Here is a 17351-nt window from a genome sequence, read left to right as displayed (position 1 = left end):
CTTTGATCAATCGGTATCGAGCATGACAATGGACTCGGGCGACCATGAGAGCCAGAGTGCCTCACCCTCGGACAGATCATGGCCCCCCATCAGCCGATGGGTGTTGGGGGCAGAGACCGCGACCGGCTCGGCCTTGCCGGGAATGCTGAGGTAATATTGGCTGCGTTCGCCCATATAGGCGGATGTGCACAGGCGTCCCTCGACGGCAAGCCCCGCCTCCGGCCTCTTGGCCGAGAGGCTGAATTTCTCGGGTCTCAGGGCGATTTGCACCGGGGCCCCGTCGGGTTTGGTCAGCTGTGCCGTGGTCATGGGAATGGTGCCCAGCCCCTCGGCCTCGATGGCGGCCATGGCGGCACCATTGCGCCGCACGGTGCCGCGAAAGAAATTCATCGTCCCGATAAAGCTGGCCACGGCGCGCGTTCTCGGGGTCTCGTAGAGACCCGCCGGCGTATCCACCTGCAACACCTTGCCCCCGGACATGACCGCGATCCGGTCCGAGAGGGTCAGCGCCTCTTCCTGATCGTGGGTGACAAAGACAAAGGTGATGCCGACCTGCCGTTGCAGCGCGCGCAATTCCAGCTGCATCTGCTCCCGTAGCTGTTTGTCGAGCGCCCCCAAGGGTTCGTCGAGCAACAGCACCTTGGGCCGCAGGATAAGGGCGCGCGCCAGGGCGATGCGCTGGCGCTGTCCTCCCGACAGCTCATTGGCCTTGCGGTTGCCATAGCCCGGCAGCTTGATCAGATCGAGCATCTCTTCGACCATCTCGGCGCGGCGGGCGGCGGCCAGCTTATGCTTGCGCAGGCCATAGGCGATATTGTCCCCCACGTTGAGATGCGGAAAAATCGCATAGCTCTGGAACACCATATTGACCGGGCGGTGATGCGGCGGCACGTCCGACATTGGCTGATCGTCGATGAAAATCTCGCCCTTGGTGGGGGATTCGAACCCCGCCAGCATCCGCAGAAGCGTGGTCTTGCCACAGCCAGACGCGCCGAGCAGGGAAAAGAACTCACCCTGCCCGATGTCCATCGAGATCTCCTCGATGGCGGTAAAGGCACCAAAGGATTTGCTGACATTGCGGATCGAGATGAAGCGGTCCGACGGTGTCATGCCTGATCCTCCAACCCTTTGCGCCCAACCCATTGCGCCAGAAAGACAAGAGCGAATGACACGAAGAGGATCAGCGCCGCCATGGCCAATACCGAGGGGAACTCCTTGGGAAAGCGCAATTGCCCCCAGATATACATGGGCAGCGTCGGATCGGTGCCTGTCAGGAAAAACGCCATGATGAATTCGTCAAACGAGATGGTGAAGGTCAGCAGCAGGCTCGCCACGATCCCCGGCATGACCATCGGAAAGGTCACGCGCCAGAACGTCCACCAGCCATTTTCGCCCAGGTCGGCCGAGGCTTCTTCCATCGAGGGATCGAACCCCTCAAAGCGCGGCAAGAGCGTGGCGACGGCAAAGGGCAGACAGATGATGAGATGCCCAAGCCCGACCGTATAAAGCGAAAGCGGCACACCCATCCGGCTGAGCAGCACCAGGAGCGCCACGCCAAAGATGATGCCCGGAATGACCAGCGGCATCATGATAAAGGTCACAAGCGCCCCCTTGCCCCGCATCCGGGTGCGGGTGATTGCGCGCGCCGCCATCACCCCCAGCACCGTCGAGATGACAGAAACCACCAGCCCCACCTTGACGCTGTTCCAGAGCGCGTTCCAAACCGGCTCGCGGGTCCACAACTCGCCGTACCATTGCAGGGTAAAGCCCTGAAGCGGAAAGCGCACATAGATGGAATCGTTGAAACTGAACAGCGGGATGAAAAGCACCGGCACATAGAGCACGATCAGGAACAGCACAGCGTAGACCTGCAACGCGCGGTTCGGACGCTTGATATAGCTGCTCATGTGATCCGCCCCTGCACCTTGCGCGTGACAAGCAGGAAAACCAGCGCCAGCGCCGCGATCCACAGCATCAGGACAATCGACAGCGTGGCCCCCATCGGCCAGTTGTTGACCGCGCCGAATTGCAACTGAATGAGATTGCCGATCATCGCCCCATCCGGCCCGCCCAAGAGCGCGGGCGTGATGTAATCGCCCGTGGTCGGGATAAAGATCAGGAACGAGGCCGCGATCACCCCCGGCATCGACAGGGGCAGGGTCACGCGGAAAAACCGTGCCACGGGCCCGTCGCCCAAATCGGTCGCGGCCTCCAGAAGCGAGCGGTCGATCTTTTCCAGCGACACATAGAGCGGCAGAATGGCAAAGGCGGCCCAGGCATGCGCCAGCGTGATGATCACCGCCGTCGGGCTATAGAGCAGGAAACTGAGCGGCGCCTCGATCAGCCCCGCCGACATCAGCCCGGAATTGATCACGCCCTCATACCCGAGGATCACCTTCCACGCGAAGACCCGCAAGAGATAGCTGGTCCAGAATGGCAGGGTCATCAGGATGATCCACATCATCTTGTTTCTGTGGACATGGAAGGCCACGTAATAGGCCATCGGATAGCACAAGAGCACCGTAATCGCCGTGGCCACCCCGGAAATCCAGAAGGATCGCAGCAAAAGCGTGCCATAAATCGGCTCGTTCCAGCTTCGGGCGTAATTGGCGAGCGTGGGGGTGGTGTCAAAGCCAAAACCCGCCCGCGTCCAGAGGCTGATCACCAGCAGGATGACAAAGGGCACCACGATGCCCAGGGTCATGATGAGAAGCGTGGGCGACATCATCACATAGGCGCGCGCACTCTCGCTGCGGCGCAAAAGGCGCAGAAAGGCAGAGCCAGAGGCGCGCGGCGGCCCCTCCGTTGTCCGGCGTTTCGGCAAAGAGGTCTCGGCCATTCCTGCGCGCACTCCCCAGAGGCTGGATCAATCGGCCCGCCCGCCGGGGCGGGCGGGTGGTGCGGGCAGGGTCAGAACCCGGCCTTGATCTGCTCGAAGAGCTCATTCATCCTGGTTTCCCATTCCTGCGTTTGCGGCTGCTGGAAATGCCCCGCCTGCAGGATCTCGACCGGATTCTTGCTCAGGCCAAGCCCGGCCAGCGTCGCGTCGTCGAACTTGTCGAAGGCCTTGCTGTTGGAATGGCCATAGCCCCAGTCGTTGATCATGAAATGCCCGGTCTCGACGCTGAGCAACGAGTCGATCACGTCATAGGCACGGTCGAGATTGGGCGCGTCCTTGTGGATCATCACGCCGCAAACCCAAGTCAGCACGCCTTCCTTGGGCTTGGCGAACTTCACGGGAACACCTTCGGTCTGCAACAGCACCGCAGAGCTGTTCCAGGTCATCGAGGCCACCATTTCCCCCGCCGAGAGCGCCTGTTCCAGCGTGGTCGTGTCGTCGGTATATAGCCGGATCAGCGGGCGCTGTTCCCGCATCACGGCGGCGATCTTGTCAAAGGCTTCGGGCGTGTCGATATTAGCGAAATCCACCCCCGCCTTGATCGCCCCGCACCACCAGGCATCGCCACCCGAGGCCAGCGACCCCAGCCGCCCGGAATAGCGCGGGTCCCACAGGATGTCCCAGCTTTCCTCGCCCTCCAGCTCCACAAGGTCGGTGCGATACGTGACAGAGGTCTGCCCCCAATCGAACGGCGCCATCCAGACCTTGCCCGCCTCGGCGTCATTGCCGGGCAGATCGACCAGTTCCGGGATCACATCGCCCCAGTTGGCCACGCGCGCAGTGTCGATCGGCTGAAATAGCCCCGTCTGCACCCAGCGCGGCATCGCCTGGTTGCAGGGGTGCGAGACATCGACGACAAAACCGCCGCGCATCTTGGTCAGCGCCTCTTCCGAGCCGCCGAAAATGGCGAAATTCGGCAACGCGCCGTTCTTTTCCTGATAGGGGCCGAAAAGCTCGGGGATGTCATAGCCACCCCATGTGAAATAGGTGGCCTGATCGCCCCCGGCGGCGAGGGCACGGCGCGCAGGCAGTGGCGCGGTGGTCAGCGCCACCCCCGCCGCGAGCAAGCCCTTGGTAAATTTCCGTCGGCTCAGCTTGCCTTCACGCACCGCACCCAGTTGGTCGAGAATGTCCATGTGGTCCCAGTCTCCCCTGTTGGCGAGGGTCCACCTGGCCGGTGGGCCCCGTCACGCAATCATTATGGTTCATGCGCCACAGCTCAGGACAGTTGACATTTTCCGTCGCGCGGGCATGTCATTGAATGGTCATTCAATCATCTCAGCCCTAGGGGAATTGAGTCAAGGACTTTGCTGGCCCCCGCTGCGGCGGGGCCTATCGCCGGTTTAGGGATGATCAGGGATCGCGCAGCTTGGGCGCACACACAGGTCAAAGGAGGCACGACATGCGCGACACTATCGGGATCATCCGCCTGAACCCGAACGGGCCTGCGGGGCTGACACCCGTGTCCATCGACCCGGCAGAATTCGACACCCCGCCCGGGGCGCAGGCCCTGCATGTCTATTTTGCCAATGCCGACCTGGGCCTGACCGTCGGCGTCTGGCACTCGACCCCGATGCAAGAGGCTTTCGGCCCCTTTCCGGGGGACGAGTTTATCGTCCTGCTGGAGGGCGCGTTCAACCTGCGCGACGCCTCAGGCGCGGGCATGGGGGCGCGGGCGGGTCAATGTGCCGCCATCCGCAACGGCATCCCGGTCAGCTGGCAGCAAGAGGACCCTGTCCGCAAATTCTTCATGACCTACAACGATCCCCGCGCCGCAGCGCCACAAGACCTGACGGCAGAGGGCGGCCTGGTCGTGCTCTCGCCCGAGATGACGCTGACCGATGCCGAACTGATGGAGGACACCAGCACGCCGCAACGCGACCGCATCCTCTTCAGCAGCGATCTGGGCAATTTCGACATCGGCCTGTGGGATACCCAGGTGCTGAATACCGAATTGGAACCCTTCCCCTATCACGAAATGGCACAGGTTCTGGAGGGCGAGCTGTATATGACCGAAGCGGACGGCACCCGGCACCATTTCACGGCGGGCGACGTGTTCTTTATCCCGGCAGGCACGTCCTGCATCTGGCAAGTGCCCAAATATCTGCGCAAATTCTACGCAGCCCTCGATCCCGCGGCCCGCCCCGAGGGCTGATCGCGCCGCGTCAGGGTGTGGGCGCGCGCAGCAGGTCCGGCACCAACCGCGACAGGCACACCTTGCTCGCCTCAAGCGCGCGCGCACGGTCATAGCTGCCCGGAGCCAGATGCAGGCGCTGCCAATACCCATCGGTCAGGGATTCCATCCACTCGGCCAATTGCTCTGCCTCCGTGGGGCGCGCCTCGGGCAAGAGCGCCGCCCAGATGCCTGACAGCGCCGCATGGCGCCGCGCGTCGAACTCTGCCGCAACCTCGGCGTAATGCCCCGTGAACCGCAATTCGCCCCAGAACGCGAACCAGAGCGGCAAGACATCGGGGCCACATGCCTCGGCGCTGAAATCCGCCGCAAGAAGGGCCATCAGCCGGTCCAGCGGCGCCTCGCCCGCCCCCTCCAGCGCCCGCATCCACAGGCTTTCATAGCCTTCGTAAAGGTCGCGCAGCGTTTCCGTCAGCAGCCCGCTCTTGGAGGTGAAATAAAACACCGCCACGCCCTGCGACAGCCCCGCCTCATCGGCAACGGTGGCCAGCGTGGTGCGCGCCAGACCATGCGTCAGGATCGACCGCCGCGCCGCATCCAAGAGCTGCCTGCGGCGGCGTTCGGCATTCTCCTTGCGCTCTTTTCGCGGTTTTCTGGTCGTTGCCCCGCCCACGTCCGGCCCTTTTCCTAACGGTTCCCTCATCCATGCCACAGGTCGCGCAGCGCGTCAGCCCATAAAAATTTATTTGAGCGCTCAAAAAAACTTTACGGCGAATTTCGACTTGGCTAGGATGAGCACAGGAGCAACACCATGCGGTCCCAATCCTCATTTGACGCCATCATCATCGGCGCGGGCCATAACGGCCTGACCGCCGCCGCCTATCTCGCGCGCGCTGGCCGTCAGGTGCTGGTGGTGGAAAAGAACGACTGGATCGGCGGCGCGGCGGTCAGCCGGTCCTTGCATCCGGGCTGGACCTATTCCAACTGCTCTTATGTCTGCTCGCTCTTGCGGCGCGAGATTGTGCGCGACCTCGACCTGCCGAAATATGGCCTCCAGGTGATCCCCTACGAGGGCGGGGCCAGCTTTACGCCCGACGGCGACTATTTCGCCTATTATTCGGATCATCACGCCCTGCACCGCGAAATGGCGCGCCACTCGCCCCGCGATGCCGATGCTTATCCGCGTTACGCGCAGATGATCCTGCGGCAATGCCGGTTCATCCGCCCCTTCCTCTTGCGCGACGCGCCCGATCCCGCGTCGCTGCGCCCCCGCGATCTGGGCGAGATGGCCCATATTGTGAGACAGGCGCATGGGCTGGGGCGCAAGGAGCTTGCCGAAACTCTGCGCTTCTGGACCATGTCAATCGGCGATCTTCTGGACGAGCATTTCGAAAGCGATCTGATCAAGGCGCATCTGGCAGGCTCAGGCATCATCGGCACGGGACTCGGCGTCTATTCGCCGGGCACGGCCTATGTGCTCTTGCATCACTACATGGGCGATATCGACGGCGGCATCGGGGCATGGGGCTTTGCGCGCGGCGGCATGGGGGCGATTTCCAACGCGCTCGGCGCGGCATTCGCGGCGGCGGGCGGCACTGTCCGCACTGGCGCAGGTGTTGCGCAAATCCTCGTCAAGGAGGGGCGCGTGACTGGCGTCGCGCTGGAGGATGGCACCGAATATCACGCGCCGGTCGTGGCCTCGAACATGGATGTGAAACGCACCTTTCTGAACCATGTCGACCGCGCCGCCCTGCCCGAGGAGTTCACCCGCGCGGTAGAGCGGTTCAAGATTCGCGGCTCGTCCGCCAAGCTCAACATCGCGCTCGACCGCCTGCCCGCCTTTCCCGCCGCGCCCGCGCATGCCAGCTTTCTGCGCGGCGATCTGCATGTCTCGCAAAGCCTGTGGGAGTTGGAGCGCGCCTATGACGACTGGAAATCCGGGCGCTGGTCGGCACGCCCCTATATCGACATGCTGATCCCCAGTCAGATCGACCCGACCATGGCCCCGCCGGGCAGCCATATGATGACGGTCTTTGTGCAATACGCGCCCTATGATCTGGCGGCCAACGGCCAGCGCAGCGGCCAGAACTGGACGGATACCGCGCGCCAGGCGCTGGCAGAGACCGTGCTCGATCAAATCGCCATCGCCTGCCCGGATATCCGCGAGCGCATCCAGCATATGGAGGTCCGCTCGCCCCTGGAATTGGAAACCGAGGTCGGGCTGACCGAGGGCAATATCTTTCAGGGCGAGTTGACCTTTGATCAGCTTTTCTTCAACCGTCCCGTGCCCGGCTATCCCGGCTATGGCTCGCCCATCGGCGGGCTCTATCTCTGCGGCTCGTCTGCCCATCCGGGCGGCGGGGTGATGGCGGCACCGGGGGCCAACGCCGCCCGCGCCATCCTGCGGCGCGAATGGCCCCGCGCGCCGCGCAAGGGCTATGCGGCATGAGCAGCACCCGCACCTTTGACGCCATCGTGATCGGCGGCGGGCTGAACGGCCTCGCGGCGGCCGGGGTGCTGGCGCGGGCGGGGCAATCCGTGTGCCTGCTGGAACGCGCGCCGCATCTGGGCGGCATGGCCGCCCCCGATGCCAGCGGCGCACCACGCATGGCGCATCTGCTCTATAACCTCAGCCCAACGGTGCGCCGCGATCTGGGGCTGGGCACCCGCGACTGGCCCTTCGAGACTGTGGCGCTCCCCACTGTGGCACTGTCCGAGGATGGCCGGCACGTGATCACGCAAGGCGCAACAGTGCGCCTTGCCGATGGCAGCGCCCATCCCGATGCGGCGGCCTTTGCCGCGCTCTTCGAGCGGCTGACCACCTACGCCGCGCTTCTGCGCCCTCTGGCCGAAACCGCCCCGCCGGGGGGCGCGGCACCCCGTCTCTCACCGGACCGGATCAAGGAAATATGGCGCCTGGGCCGCATGGGGCTTGGCCTGCGCCGCTTGGGCAAGCCCGAGATGCGGCGGTTCCTGCAAATACTCTTGTCCAATGCCTATGACCTCATCCTTGACGAACTGCCCGATGGCCCCCTTGCGGGCCTTTTGGCGGCGGATGCGGTGCGCGGGGCTGCGGCGGGGCCGCGCGCACCCGGCACGGTCTTTGGCCTTCTTTACCGGATGGGGCATGGCGGCGGCGCAAGCCTGCCGAGGGGCGGCATGGCTGCGGTGATCAACGCCTTTGCCGGGGCGGCCGGGCGGGCGGGCGCGGTGATCGAGACGGGCCGCGGCGCGGCCCGCATCCTGACCGATCAGGACCGCGTGACAGGCGTGATCACCGACACGGGCGAGACATTGCATACCGCCCGCGTCCTGAGCAGCAGCGGCGCGCGGATCACCGCAGAAATGACGGGGCTTGCCCATTTCGACATCGAATCCACCCGCCGCCTGCGCCATATCCGCGCGCGCGGCACGGTGGCCAAGATCAACCTGACGCTTGACGCCCTGCCCGCGATCCCCGGCCTGCCCGACGAGCTGCTCGCGGCCCGCATGGTGATTGCACCCTCCGCATCTTACGTCGAAGACGCGTTCAACCCGTCGAAATACCGCGAGATGTCGCCCAATCCGGTGATCGAGGCGCTCTTGCCCGGTCAGACGGACCCGGCCCAGCGCGGGGCCAGGGGCCATGCCCTGTCGCTGATCGTAAGCTACGCGCCCGTCGATCTGGCGGGGGGCTGGGATGACGCCGCGCGCGATACCTTGCTCCGGACCACCCTCAAAACGCTCACCCGCTATGCCCCCGGCCTGCCCCAGCTTGTGACCGGGGCCGAGGTGATCCCGCCCGACCGGATCGAGGCCGAGACCGGCGCGCCGGGCGGGCATTGGCATCATGCGGAAATGAGCCTCGATCAGCTTCTCACCCTGCGCCCCGCCATCGGCATGGGACGTTATGCAATGGGACCATCGGGGCTGTATCTCTGCGGGGCCTCCGCCCATCCCGGCGGCGATCTGATGGGGCTGGCGGGGCGCAATGCGGCGCTGGCGGCCCTCAGAGGCGCGCCATGAGCATCGCCACCGATCCCAAGCTGGGTCTCATCGACGGGCCCGTGCATCCCCGGCTTGCCGCGCTCAACCGGGCGCGGGGCTGGTATGGCTGGGCCGGCTACGCGGCACCCTCGATGCTCGACTCGGTGGAGTTCGAATATTTCGCCCTGCGCAATCAGGCCGCGCTCTTCGATATCTCGCCGCTGCACAAATACCGCATCACCGGGCCGGATGCGGCGCGCGTGCTCAACCGCCTTGTCACCCGCGACGTGACCAGAATTGCGACAGGCCGGGTCGGCTACGCGGTCTGGTGCGACGAAGAGAGCATGGTGATTGACGACGGCACGCTCTTTCACCTCGGACCCGACGATTGGCGCCTCTGCTGTCAGGAACCGATGCTGACATGGCTCTTGGAGGCGGCATGGGGATTTGACGCCGACGTCCACGACGAGAGCCGAGAGATGGCCGCGCTGGCGCTGCAAGGGCCGACCGCTTTTGCGGTGCTATGCGCGGCGGGGCTCGACATGGGGCATCTGCGCCCTTTCGAGCTTGCGCAGGCGCAGCCGGGCCTCATGATCTCGCGCACCGGCTTTACCGGCGATCTCGGATACGAGCTTTGGACCGCATGGGGCGATGCCCTGCCCCTCTGGGATCGGCTCTGGCGCGCGGGCGAAAACCTGGGCCTGCGCGCCATCGGCTACGAGGCGGTGAACATCGCCCGGATCGAGGCGGGGTTCATGGTCGCTGGCGTCGATTTCCAGCCCGCCCATGCCACCGAGCGCCTGCACCGCGCGCATACGCCGCTTGAATTGGGGCTTGGCCCCATGGTCGATTTCACCAAGGGGCATTTCAACGGCCGCCGCGCGCTCCTGGCGGCCAAGCCCCGCAGCCTCTTGATGCGGCTCGATGTCGAGGGGTTCAAACCCGCCCAAGGCGCGCTGATCTATCACGCCAGGCGGCGCGAGGCGGGGCATGTCACCTCGGGTGTCTGGTCGCCCACCGCCAAGCGCAACATCGCCCTCGCCCATGTGCAGATGCCCATTGCGGCACGACGCCCCAGCGACCTCTGGGCCGAGATTTACACGCTGGAAGAAGGGAAATGGGACCGCCGCATGGCGCGGCTGACGCCGGTCAGATCCGCGTTCTTCCGACCGCCCCGCGCCCGCGCCACCCCGCCCGGCCAGACCTGATCCAGCCAGACATGACTCAGACGGAGAAACCCATGAACACCCAATCCAACACGCCTGCCCCCGACGACCTGACCCTCTGGGATCGCACCCATAACCTGCACCCCTGGACCGGCATCCGCGACTGGCGCAAAACGGATCTCCTGCGGGTAAACACCGCCGAGGGCATCCATATCTGGGACAGCAACGGCAAGCGCCATATCGACGGGCCGGGGGGGATGTGGTGTGTTCAGATCGGCTATGGCCGGGCCGAAATGGCCGAGGCGATTGCCGCACAGGCCATGTCGATGCCCTATGCCTCGCCCTGGTCCTTCACCACCGAGCCCGCCGCGCTTCTGGCGCGCAAACTGGCGGAATTGACCCCCGGCGATCTCAACACCGTGCATTTCACCACCGGCGGCTCGACCGCTGTCGATACCGCCATCCGGGTCGTGCAATTCCTCAACAACCGGCTGGGCCGCCCGGACAAGAAAATCGTGCTCTCGCGCGAAAAGGCCTATCACGGCTCGACCTATCTGGCCGCGACCGTCACTGGCAAAGAGCGCTTCAAGACGCGCTTTGACAAGGCCGACGATCTGGTGCGGTTCCTGCCCGATGTGAACCCCTACCGCCGCCCCGCAGGCATGAGCGTGGCGGATTGGGGCGAGGCCAAGATCGCGGAGTTCGAGCAGATGATCGCCGACGTTGGCCCCGAGCGCATCGGCGCCTTCATCGCCGAACCGATCCTGTGTTCCGGTGGCGTCGTCGTGCCGCCCCCTGGCTATCACCAACGCACCGCCGAAATCTGCCGCCAGCACGACATCCTCTATATCTCGGACGAGGTCGTGACCGGCTTTGGCAGGCTGGGCCATTGGTTCGCCTCCGAAGAGGTCTTTGGCGTCACCCCCGACATCATCACCTGCGCCAAGGGGCTGACCTCTGGCTATGTGCCGCTCGGGGCCTGCATCCTGTCGGACCGGCTGATGGAACGGCTGGCCGATGTCGAGGGCGATGACGTGTTCTACAACGGCTATACCTACTGCGGACATCCCGTGGCCTGCGCCGCCGCGCTCAAGAATATCGAGATCATGGAGCGCGAGGATATTCTCGCCCATGTCCGGCGCATCACCCCACAGTTTCAGGCGCGGCTGCGCAGCATCGGCGAGCGGTTCGACATCGTTGGCGACGCGCGCGGCATGGGTCTCTTGGGCTGTCTCGAATGCCGCCCGGATCTCAGCGACGAAAGCTACGCCAGACACCTGCAATTCGGGGCCAAGCTGGACGCCGCCTGCGAGGCGCGCGGCCTCTTGTTGCGCCCTTATGGCAATATGGCGGTGTTCTCGCCGCCCCTGATCATCACGACAGAGGAGGTCGATGAAATGTTCGATATCATGGAGGCGGGGCTGACCCAACTCAGCGCCGAATACAATGGTTGAGGTCGCGCGCCTGAAGGCGGATGCCGATCCGGGCACGATCGCCAAGGCCCTGCTGGGCGAGGGCGGGGTTGTCGTCGAAGCGGTGGCAGGCTCCGCGCTGCTCGATCGCATCACGGATGATCTGCGCGGCCCGTTCGACGAGCAAGGGCACAAGTTCGCCAATGATTTCAACGGCTACAAGACGCGCCGTCTGGGCAGCATCCTCAAGATTTCAGAGGCCGCAGCAGATATTCTTGCGCATCCGCTGGTGATGGAGGTGGCCGACCGCGTGCTCAAACGCCATTGCATCAGCTATCGCATCGGGTCATCCACCGCGATCGAAATCCTGCCGGGGGAAAAGGCACAGGTGCTGCACCGCGACGACGATTTCTACCCGATCCGGATTCCCGGCGTGGAATTCCAGATTTCCGCGATGTGGGCGCTGGACGATTTCACCGCCGAGAATGGCGCGACGCGGGTTGTTCCCGGCTCTCAGGACCTGCGCCCGATCAAGAGCATCACCGAGGACCAGATCACGCAGGCGGTGATGCCGCGCGGTTCGGTGCTGTTCTACCTTGGCGCCACGGTGCATGCGGGCGGGGCCAACCGCGCCTCCGCCCCGCGCAAGGGGCTGATCACCACCTATTCGCTGGGCTGGCTCCGGCAGGAAGAAAACATGTATCTCTCGGTGCCGAAATCCAAGGCGGATCAATACCCTGATGCCGTGCGCCGGTTGATGGGGTATCAAGGCCACGGGCGCAATCTGGGCGTCTATCCCGGCGACCCCGACGGCTATTGGTTCGACGCCTGAGCACGCCACTCGGCGCGGGTCATCTCGAACCATGCCACATCGCTGGCATAGGCGCGCGCCGGACCGCAATCGCGCATCCCGCATTTGCGCAGCACCCGTTGCGAGGCATGATTGTCGGGGTCGGTGCAGGCCACAACCTGCGCCAAGGCCGTCTGTTGAAAGGCAAAACGCAGCAATCGGTCACAGATTTCCGTGGCAAAGCCCTGCCCCCACGCGCCGGGCTTGAGCATGTATCCCACCTCGATTTCTGCCTCGGGATAAGCATCGGGCACCAGCGCCGTCCAGTCCGGGGTGTCTGTCTCGATAGGAACGGGTGTCAGCACACCATCGCCGATCTTTTCGCCGCTCGCACGATCCAGAACGCACCAGATGCCCAATCGCCCGCCAGCACCCCGCCGGAGCGCGTTGGCCATATGCGCGCGCGCCTCCGCTTCGGTCAGCGCCTGCCCCACAAATCGCATCACCTCGGAATCGCACATCAGATCGAGACACAGGTCCTCGTCCTCTGCGGCCCAGGGCCGCAAGCGCAGACGCGGGGTATCGAGCACCAGCGCCCGTTGTGCGATGGGCGTGATCATCCCGGCTTCCGGCCCCGGATATGGTGCGGACAATGCTCGCCCGAGCGCAAAACCGGAACCATGGCTGTCCAGGTCTCGATCTGATGCGCGATAAACTCCGCACCATGCCGCGCCTCCCATGTCGCGCGGCGCGGGCCGGACAGCTCCTCCAGCTCCGCCGCCGCAACCTGCGAATACCACGGGCTGCGGTCAAGGAGCGCTACATCGACAAACCCCGCCGCCGTCAGCGCCGCGCGATACCGCGCGGGCGAGGCCATGGCAAAATCAAGCGCCTCAAGGGCGATATAATGCGCCATCTCCGGCGAGGGCGCGCCGTCATGCGCGCGCAACCAATCCGAGGCGGCAAAGACTCCACCCGGTTTGAGAACCCGAAACACCTCGGCCGCCAGCGCTTCCTTGTCGGGGATATGGATGATGGAATCCTTGGAAAACACCACGTCAAAGCTCTGATCCGCATAGGGAAACGGCCCCGGCGTGACCTTGTCGATGGTGATCTGCCCCGCCAGCCCCGCCGCATCCGCGCGGGCGCGCGCGGCGGCGCAGACCGGGTCTTCCACATCTATTCCCGTCACATGCGCCGCGCCATGATCGCGCACCATCAATAACGCAATCGCCCCTGACCCACAGCCAATATCGAGCACCCGCGCCCCCGCCAGATCGACCCCGTCCAGCACCCGCGCCACTTCCTCGGGGCCGCCGGGCGAGAGAAACCCCTCGCCCCAAAGCTCCTCAAGAAAGCCGATATGGCCTTGATCGTAGAGAATATCGTCCGACATGCGAGCCCCCCCGGCGAAATGTCCGTCCAGCAAAGTATTCCGCGAAGGGAGACATCAGACAAGCCCCGCCTCAGGGTTGCCCCGTTCCCTGCAACCGCTCCCAGGCAAAGCGCAGATAACTGCTGCGAAAGCTGTGACCGCCCGGGTGCAGGCAGAAATCGAGCACGTCACCCTTGGCATTGCGGCTGTTCCGACATTCGAGGTCCTCGAACTCCGTCTCGCCGCTCGGGCTGAACCCGCCAAGCTCCTGATACATTTCAAGCGCCTCGGCGACATCGCCCTGATGCGTGTCCAGAATTGACCGGCCGGCCAGAGGCACGGTGGGATCGGTCGTGCCGTGAATATGCACGAGGCTTGCCACAGGCGTGGCGCAGGTCTCGGGCGGCTTCATCCAGAACGTGCCGGCGATTGCGGCAAAGCCCGCGAACCGCTCGGGCATGGTGCAGGCAAGGTTCCAGACCATCATGCCGCCCGCGGAAAATCCCGCCGCCATCATGCGCTTGGGATCAATCGGAAACCGGCGCGCGGCATCCTCGATCACCGCCTCGACATAGTCGAATTCGACCGATCCGTCGCTGTCCACATGGCGCGGCGCAAAGGGAATCACCCAGTCATCATCGGCGGATTTGAGCGCGATCAGCGCCAGCCCCATGTCGGACACGACCTTGCGCAGGTTCTGGTTCTGCATCACCGCCGCCGCAGAGCCGCGATACCCATGGGCAAAGACCACCGCCCCCACCGGGCCATCGTCCTGCTTTTCCGGCAAAGCGATCCGGTAATGCCGGTCGCCCAGCATGCAATCGCTATCCGGCCCGCAGGCCAGCGCCGGCCCCGCAAGCACCCCGGTTGTCAGAAAAATTGCCAAGACTCGCATCGCACTCTCCTTGCTTCGACATGGACCGACCTAAGCGAAACAGTGACGGGTCGGGATCACAAGCGCGTGTCATACCGCCTCGAATAACGCGGATTTGATCGAAATTCCTTGCGCGGATCAACTCTTTGCTAACGCTCTTGGGTTTGGATTGTTCCGACCGCCCAAGACGGAGATGGCACATGACACGATCCACCCTCTTTGCCCTGCTGATGCTCGGCCTTGCTCTTGGGAACAATGCTCAGGCGCAATCCCTGACCGAGGTGCGCACGCAGCTTCAGGCCGCACTGCAGCGCAGCCTGAGCCGCGCCATGGTCGATGGTGCGCTGCCACATCTCGATCTGACCACCGGGCAACTGACCAGATTCTACCCGACCGAGAATCACGAGATCATCCTCAAGATGGACGAGGTATATGTCATGTGCGCCACGCTCCTTGGCCCCGATGGCAGGGAGGTGCCGGTGGATTACTACATCTCGCAGAGTGGCGGGCGCTATGGCGTGATCCGGACCGAGATCGACAACCGCACCCCGCTCAAGGCGCTGATGGACGCGGGCCGCGCCACCCGGCTGGAGTGACCCCGATGACCACGACCGACGGGGCGGCGCTGCGCACGCCGACGCTGGGGCTTTACCTCAAGCTGACGGCAGTGATGGTGCCAACCTTTTTGCTCTTCGCCGCCTCCGGCCTCTTGTGGCTCAGCGAAAAGAACCTGTTGCGCAGCGAAGAGGCGATGGCCATGCGCATCGGCAATGCCACCGCCCGGTTGGGCGGCGCGCTGGAACGGTTCAGCGACCAGAGCGATGGCGCGGTCGATTGGACCAGCCCCTATGTGACCGACCTCATGCAGACGCTGCTGGGCGATCCCGCGATCCGCTGCGTGGAGCTGGTGGACCCGGCCAGCCGCGCCGTGCTCGCGGTGGTGCCCGAGGGGCTGGGCTGTCAGGGGGCCGATACCGCGCTCTCGCTGCCCTACGAGGTGTTTTCCTGGCCCATAACCAAGCTTGTGACCCGCTTTGACGAACGCGAGATCGCCACCGTCAAACGCTATCAGCGCGATTTCCTGCTCTTGCTGCTGGCGGGCGGCATCCTGATTGCCGCCCTTGGCAACTGGCTCTCGTTTCGCGTCATCGTGGGCCGCCCGCTGCGCCGCCTCATCACCCGGCTGGAAGAGGCGCGCGAGGTGGCGGTGATCGCCAATGAGGCGAAATCCGACTTCCTCGCAAAAATGAGCCATGAGATCCGCACGCCGATGAACGGCATCATCGGCATGGCCGACATGCTCTCGGAAACCGACCTGACCCCGGAGCAAGAGAGCTACGTCAGCACCATGGTCCGCTCGGGCGACGCCCTTCTGACCATCATCAACGACATCCTCGATTTCTCCAAGATCGAGGCGGGCAAGCTCACGCTCGCCTCCGAGCCCTATCGCCTGCGCGAACTGGTCGAGGATGTCACGCAGCTTCTGGCACCGCTGGCGGCGCGCAAGGGGCTGATGCTCTATGCCGATGTCGCCCCCGACCTGCCCGAAATCCTGCTGGGCGATGCCGGGCGCCTGCGCCAGATCCTCGTGAATATCGCGGGCAATGCCGTGAAATTCACGCTGGAGGGGCATGTCGCCCTGCGCGTCAGCGCAGGGGGCCCGGGTCAGATCGTGATCACGGTTCATGACAGCGGGGTGGGCATTCCCGCGGATCAGCAGGACAAGGTCTTTACCGCCTTCGAGCAGGTGGACAACACCGCCACCCGCAGTTTTGGCGGCACCGGTCTCGGCCTCGCGGTCAGCCGCCAGTTGGTGACGTTGATGGGGGGCACGCTGACGCTGCAATCGCGCGAGGGCGCTGGCACGCGGTTCGACATCACCCTGCCGCTCATCCCGCAAGAGACAAGTGGTCGGGGCCTGCGCGCAGCACCTCTGGCGCTGCCCGGTCAGGATGCGCCGGTGATCTGGCTGTTGGACGCGTGCGCCGACCGCCGCGCCGGGCTTGCCTCTCTGCTCACCCATCTTGGCACCCGCGTGATCGAGGGGAGCACAATCGCGGACATGTCCCCTGCGACAACACCCGCCCTCATCCTGCGCGATGACCGCGTGGCCGAAGAGGGTCTGCCCGCCGCGATCCCGCAAATCCTGCTATCGGACCGGGCGGCACCCACCGGCGGCGCGCTGCGCAACGTGCTGCGCAAACCCCTGCGCCATGCGCTCTTGATCGAGGCCGCGCGCGCCGCCCTCAGCGGCACCCTCACCACGGCCCCGATCGATCACGCGCCCCCCCGCCAGGCCGAGGATTGGGCCGCGGGGCTGCGTATCCTCGCGGTCGATGACAACGCCACCAACCGCCTTTTGCTCGAACGCTACTTTGCCCGCTCCGGCGCGCAACTCCGCCTTGCCGCCAGCGGCCCCGAGGCGGTGGCCCTCTACGGCGCAGAGGCGGCCGATCTGGTGCTGATGGATGTCTCCATGCCCGGGATGGACGGCTATCAGGCCACGGGCCTCATCCGCACGCAAGAGGCCGCGCTCGATCTTCCGCCCGCGCATGTGGTCGCCGTCACCGCCAATGTTCTGGAACAACACCGGCAAGAGGCGCATCTGGCGGGCATGGACGGTTTCCTCGGCAAGCCGCTGCGCAAGGCGGATCTTGTCGCCTATATCGCCCGCCTGCTGGACGGGGGCGATCTGGTGCCGCGCCTTGCCGCCCACCGCCCCGCCGCCGAATAGA

General features: G+C 64.8%; 16 protein-coding genes. 8 read left to right on the top strand and 8 right to left on the bottom strand.

The genetic code is table 11. The features are described 5' to 3' along the window. Positions 1 to 6: 6 nt before the first annotated feature. From MVC20_RS13130 to MVC20_RS13115, 4 genes are all read right to left on the bottom strand, one after another. Positions 7 to 1110 carry an ABC transporter ATP-binding protein gene (locus MVC20_RS13130; RefSeq protein ID WP_297542082.1) on the bottom strand — a complete coding sequence of 368 codons (1104 nt, stop codon included), beginning with the start codon at positions 1108 to 1110 and terminating at the stop codon, positions 7 to 9. Continuing rightward, positions 1107 to 1907, bottom strand: coding sequence for an ABC transporter permease (locus MVC20_RS13125; RefSeq protein ID WP_297542080.1), 801 nt, complete (start codon positions 1905 to 1907; stop codon positions 1107 to 1109). The genes MVC20_RS13130 and MVC20_RS13125 overlap by 4 nt, the downstream gene beginning before the upstream one ends. Continuing rightward, entirely contained in the window at positions 1904 to 2839 is a 936-nt protein-coding gene (locus MVC20_RS13120; RefSeq protein WP_297542078.1) for an ABC transporter permease, read from the bottom strand. Before MVC20_RS13120 ends, MVC20_RS13125 begins: the two co-directional genes overlap by 4 nt. Before the next feature lie 71 nt (positions 2840 to 2910). Continuing rightward, positions 2911 to 4035, bottom strand: coding sequence for an extracellular solute-binding protein (locus tag MVC20_RS13115; protein WP_297542076.1), 1125 nt, complete (start codon positions 4033 to 4035; stop codon positions 2911 to 2913). Positions 4036 to 4301: 266 nt separating this feature from the next. Here MVC20_RS13115 and MVC20_RS13110 point away from each other — a divergent pair, with 266 nt between their 5' ends. After that, a complete protein-coding gene (locus MVC20_RS13110) occupies positions 4302 to 5054 on the top strand; it encodes a cupin domain-containing protein (RefSeq protein ID WP_297542060.1) in 753 nt (250 codons plus the stop codon). A 10-nt stretch (positions 5055 to 5064) separates the two neighbouring features. Here MVC20_RS13110 and MVC20_RS13105 read toward each other — a convergent pair whose 3' ends face one another. Then, positions 5065 to 5706, bottom strand: coding sequence for a TetR family transcriptional regulator C-terminal domain-containing protein (locus MVC20_RS13105; protein WP_297542058.1), 642 nt, complete (start codon positions 5704 to 5706; stop codon positions 5065 to 5067). Positions 5707 to 5844: 138 nt separating this feature from the next. Here MVC20_RS13105 and MVC20_RS13100 point away from each other — a divergent pair, with 138 nt between their 5' ends. From MVC20_RS13100 to MVC20_RS13080, 5 genes are read left to right on the top strand one after another with little or no spacing between them, the layout of a single operon-like run. Next, positions 5845 to 7482 carry an NAD(P)/FAD-dependent oxidoreductase gene (locus MVC20_RS13100; protein ID WP_297542056.1) on the top strand — a complete coding sequence of 546 codons (1638 nt, stop codon included), beginning with the start codon at positions 5845 to 5847 and terminating at the stop codon, positions 7480 to 7482. Continuing rightward, positions 7479 to 9038 (top strand): NAD(P)/FAD-dependent oxidoreductase, encoded by a 1560-nt coding sequence (locus MVC20_RS13095; protein ID WP_297542054.1) that lies wholly within the window; start codon positions 7479 to 7481, stop codon positions 9036 to 9038. Before MVC20_RS13100 ends, MVC20_RS13095 begins: the two co-directional genes overlap by 4 nt. Beyond that, a complete protein-coding gene (locus MVC20_RS13090; RefSeq protein WP_297542052.1) occupies positions 9035 to 10207 on the top strand; it encodes an aminomethyltransferase family protein in 1173 nt (390 codons plus the stop codon). Before MVC20_RS13095 ends, MVC20_RS13090 begins: the two co-directional genes overlap by 4 nt. A 32-nt stretch (positions 10208 to 10239) precedes the next feature. Further along, positions 10240 to 11619: an aminotransferase gene (locus MVC20_RS13085; RefSeq protein ID WP_297542050.1), complete on the top strand. Its 1380-nt coding sequence runs from the start codon at positions 10240 to 10242 to the stop codon at positions 11617 to 11619. Then, positions 11612 to 12409: a phytanoyl-CoA dioxygenase family protein gene (locus tag MVC20_RS13080; RefSeq protein WP_297542048.1), complete on the top strand. Its 798-nt coding sequence runs from the start codon at positions 11612 to 11614 to the stop codon at positions 12407 to 12409. The genes MVC20_RS13085 and MVC20_RS13080 overlap by 8 nt, the downstream gene beginning before the upstream one ends. Here MVC20_RS13080 and MVC20_RS13075 read toward each other — a convergent pair. The 3 genes from MVC20_RS13075 to MVC20_RS13065 all read right to left on the bottom strand — a co-directional run bounded on the left by MVC20_RS13075 (position 12391) and on the right by MVC20_RS13065 (position 14637). Next, entirely contained in the window at positions 12391 to 12987 is a 597-nt protein-coding gene (locus MVC20_RS13075; protein ID WP_297542046.1) for a GNAT family N-acetyltransferase, read from the bottom strand. The genes MVC20_RS13080 and MVC20_RS13075 overlap by 19 nt on opposite strands. Further along, on the bottom strand, positions 12984 to 13763 hold the full coding sequence (locus tag MVC20_RS13070; protein WP_297542044.1) for a methyltransferase domain-containing protein: 780 nt from the start codon (positions 13761 to 13763) through the stop codon (positions 12984 to 12986). Before MVC20_RS13070 ends, MVC20_RS13075 begins: the two co-directional genes overlap by 4 nt. 70 nt (positions 13764 to 13833) lie before the next feature. After that, positions 13834 to 14637, bottom strand: a complete 804-nt coding sequence (locus MVC20_RS13065; protein ID WP_297542042.1) for a prolyl oligopeptidase family serine peptidase — start codon at positions 14635 to 14637, stop codon at positions 13834 to 13836. Between the two features lie 179 nt (positions 14638 to 14816). Between MVC20_RS13065 and MVC20_RS13060 the strand changes: the two genes are divergently transcribed. Both MVC20_RS13060 and MVC20_RS13055 read left to right on the top strand, forming a co-directional pair. Beyond that, positions 14817 to 15212: a hypothetical protein gene (locus MVC20_RS13060; protein WP_297542040.1), complete on the top strand. Its 396-nt coding sequence runs from the start codon at positions 14817 to 14819 to the stop codon at positions 15210 to 15212. Between the two features lie 5 nt (positions 15213 to 15217). Next, entirely contained in the window at positions 15218 to 17350 is a 2133-nt protein-coding gene (locus MVC20_RS13055; protein WP_297542038.1) for an ATP-binding protein, read from the top strand. Position 17351: the final 1 nt, after the last annotated feature.

Origin of the sequence: Roseovarius sp. (genome assembly GCF_027019125.1) — a bacterium.
Taxonomy (GTDB): Bacteria; Pseudomonadota; Alphaproteobacteria; order Rhodobacterales; family Rhodobacteraceae; genus Roseovarius.
Note: the sequence above shows the minus strand (reverse complement) of the source record. Positions and strands in the feature narration are given on the sequence as shown.

Excerpts from the sequence above, each read along its gene's own strand:
- MVC20_RS13095 (WP_297542054.1), top strand. The coding sequence starts at position 7,479 with ATGAGCAGCACCCGCACCTTTGACGCCATCGTGATCGGCGGCGGGCTG.
- MVC20_RS13075 (WP_297542046.1), bottom strand. The coding sequence starts at position 12,987 with ATGATCACGCCCATCGCACAACGGGCGCTGGTGCTCGATACCCCGCGT.
- MVC20_RS13110 (WP_297542060.1), top strand. The coding sequence starts at position 4,302 with ATGCGCGACACTATCGGGATCATCCGCCTGAACCCGAACGGGCCTGCG.
- MVC20_RS13085 (WP_297542050.1), top strand. The coding sequence starts at position 10,240 with ATGAACACCCAATCCAACACGCCTGCCCCCGACGACCTGACCCTCTGG.
- MVC20_RS13055 (WP_297542038.1), top strand. The coding sequence starts at position 15,218 with ATGACCACGACCGACGGGGCGGCGCTGCGCACGCCGACGCTGGGGCTT.
- MVC20_RS13080 (WP_297542048.1), top strand. The coding sequence starts at position 11,612 with ATGGTTGAGGTCGCGCGCCTGAAGGCGGATGCCGATCCGGGCACGATC.
- MVC20_RS13100 (WP_297542056.1), top strand. The coding sequence starts at position 5,845 with ATGCGGTCCCAATCCTCATTTGACGCCATCATCATCGGCGCGGGCCAT.
- MVC20_RS13130 (WP_297542082.1), bottom strand. The coding sequence starts at position 1,110 with ATGACACCGTCGGACCGCTTCATCTCGATCCGCAATGTCAGCAAATCC.
- MVC20_RS13125 (WP_297542080.1), bottom strand. The coding sequence starts at position 1,907 with ATGAGCAGCTATATCAAGCGTCCGAACCGCGCGTTGCAGGTCTACGCT.
- MVC20_RS13060 (WP_297542040.1), top strand. The coding sequence starts at position 14,817 with ATGACACGATCCACCCTCTTTGCCCTGCTGATGCTCGGCCTTGCTCTT.
- MVC20_RS13115 (WP_297542076.1), bottom strand. The coding sequence starts at position 4,035 with ATGGACATTCTCGACCAACTGGGTGCGGTGCGTGAAGGCAAGCTGAGC.
- MVC20_RS13065 (WP_297542042.1), bottom strand. The coding sequence starts at position 14,637 with ATGCGAGTCTTGGCAATTTTTCTGACAACCGGGGTGCTTGCGGGGCCG.
- MVC20_RS13090 (WP_297542052.1), top strand. The coding sequence starts at position 9,035 with ATGAGCATCGCCACCGATCCCAAGCTGGGTCTCATCGACGGGCCCGTG.
- MVC20_RS13070 (WP_297542044.1), bottom strand. The coding sequence starts at position 13,763 with ATGTCGGACGATATTCTCTACGATCAAGGCCATATCGGCTTTCTTGAG.
- MVC20_RS13120 (WP_297542078.1), bottom strand. The coding sequence starts at position 2,839 with ATGGCCGAGACCTCTTTGCCGAAACGCCGGACAACGGAGGGGCCGCCG.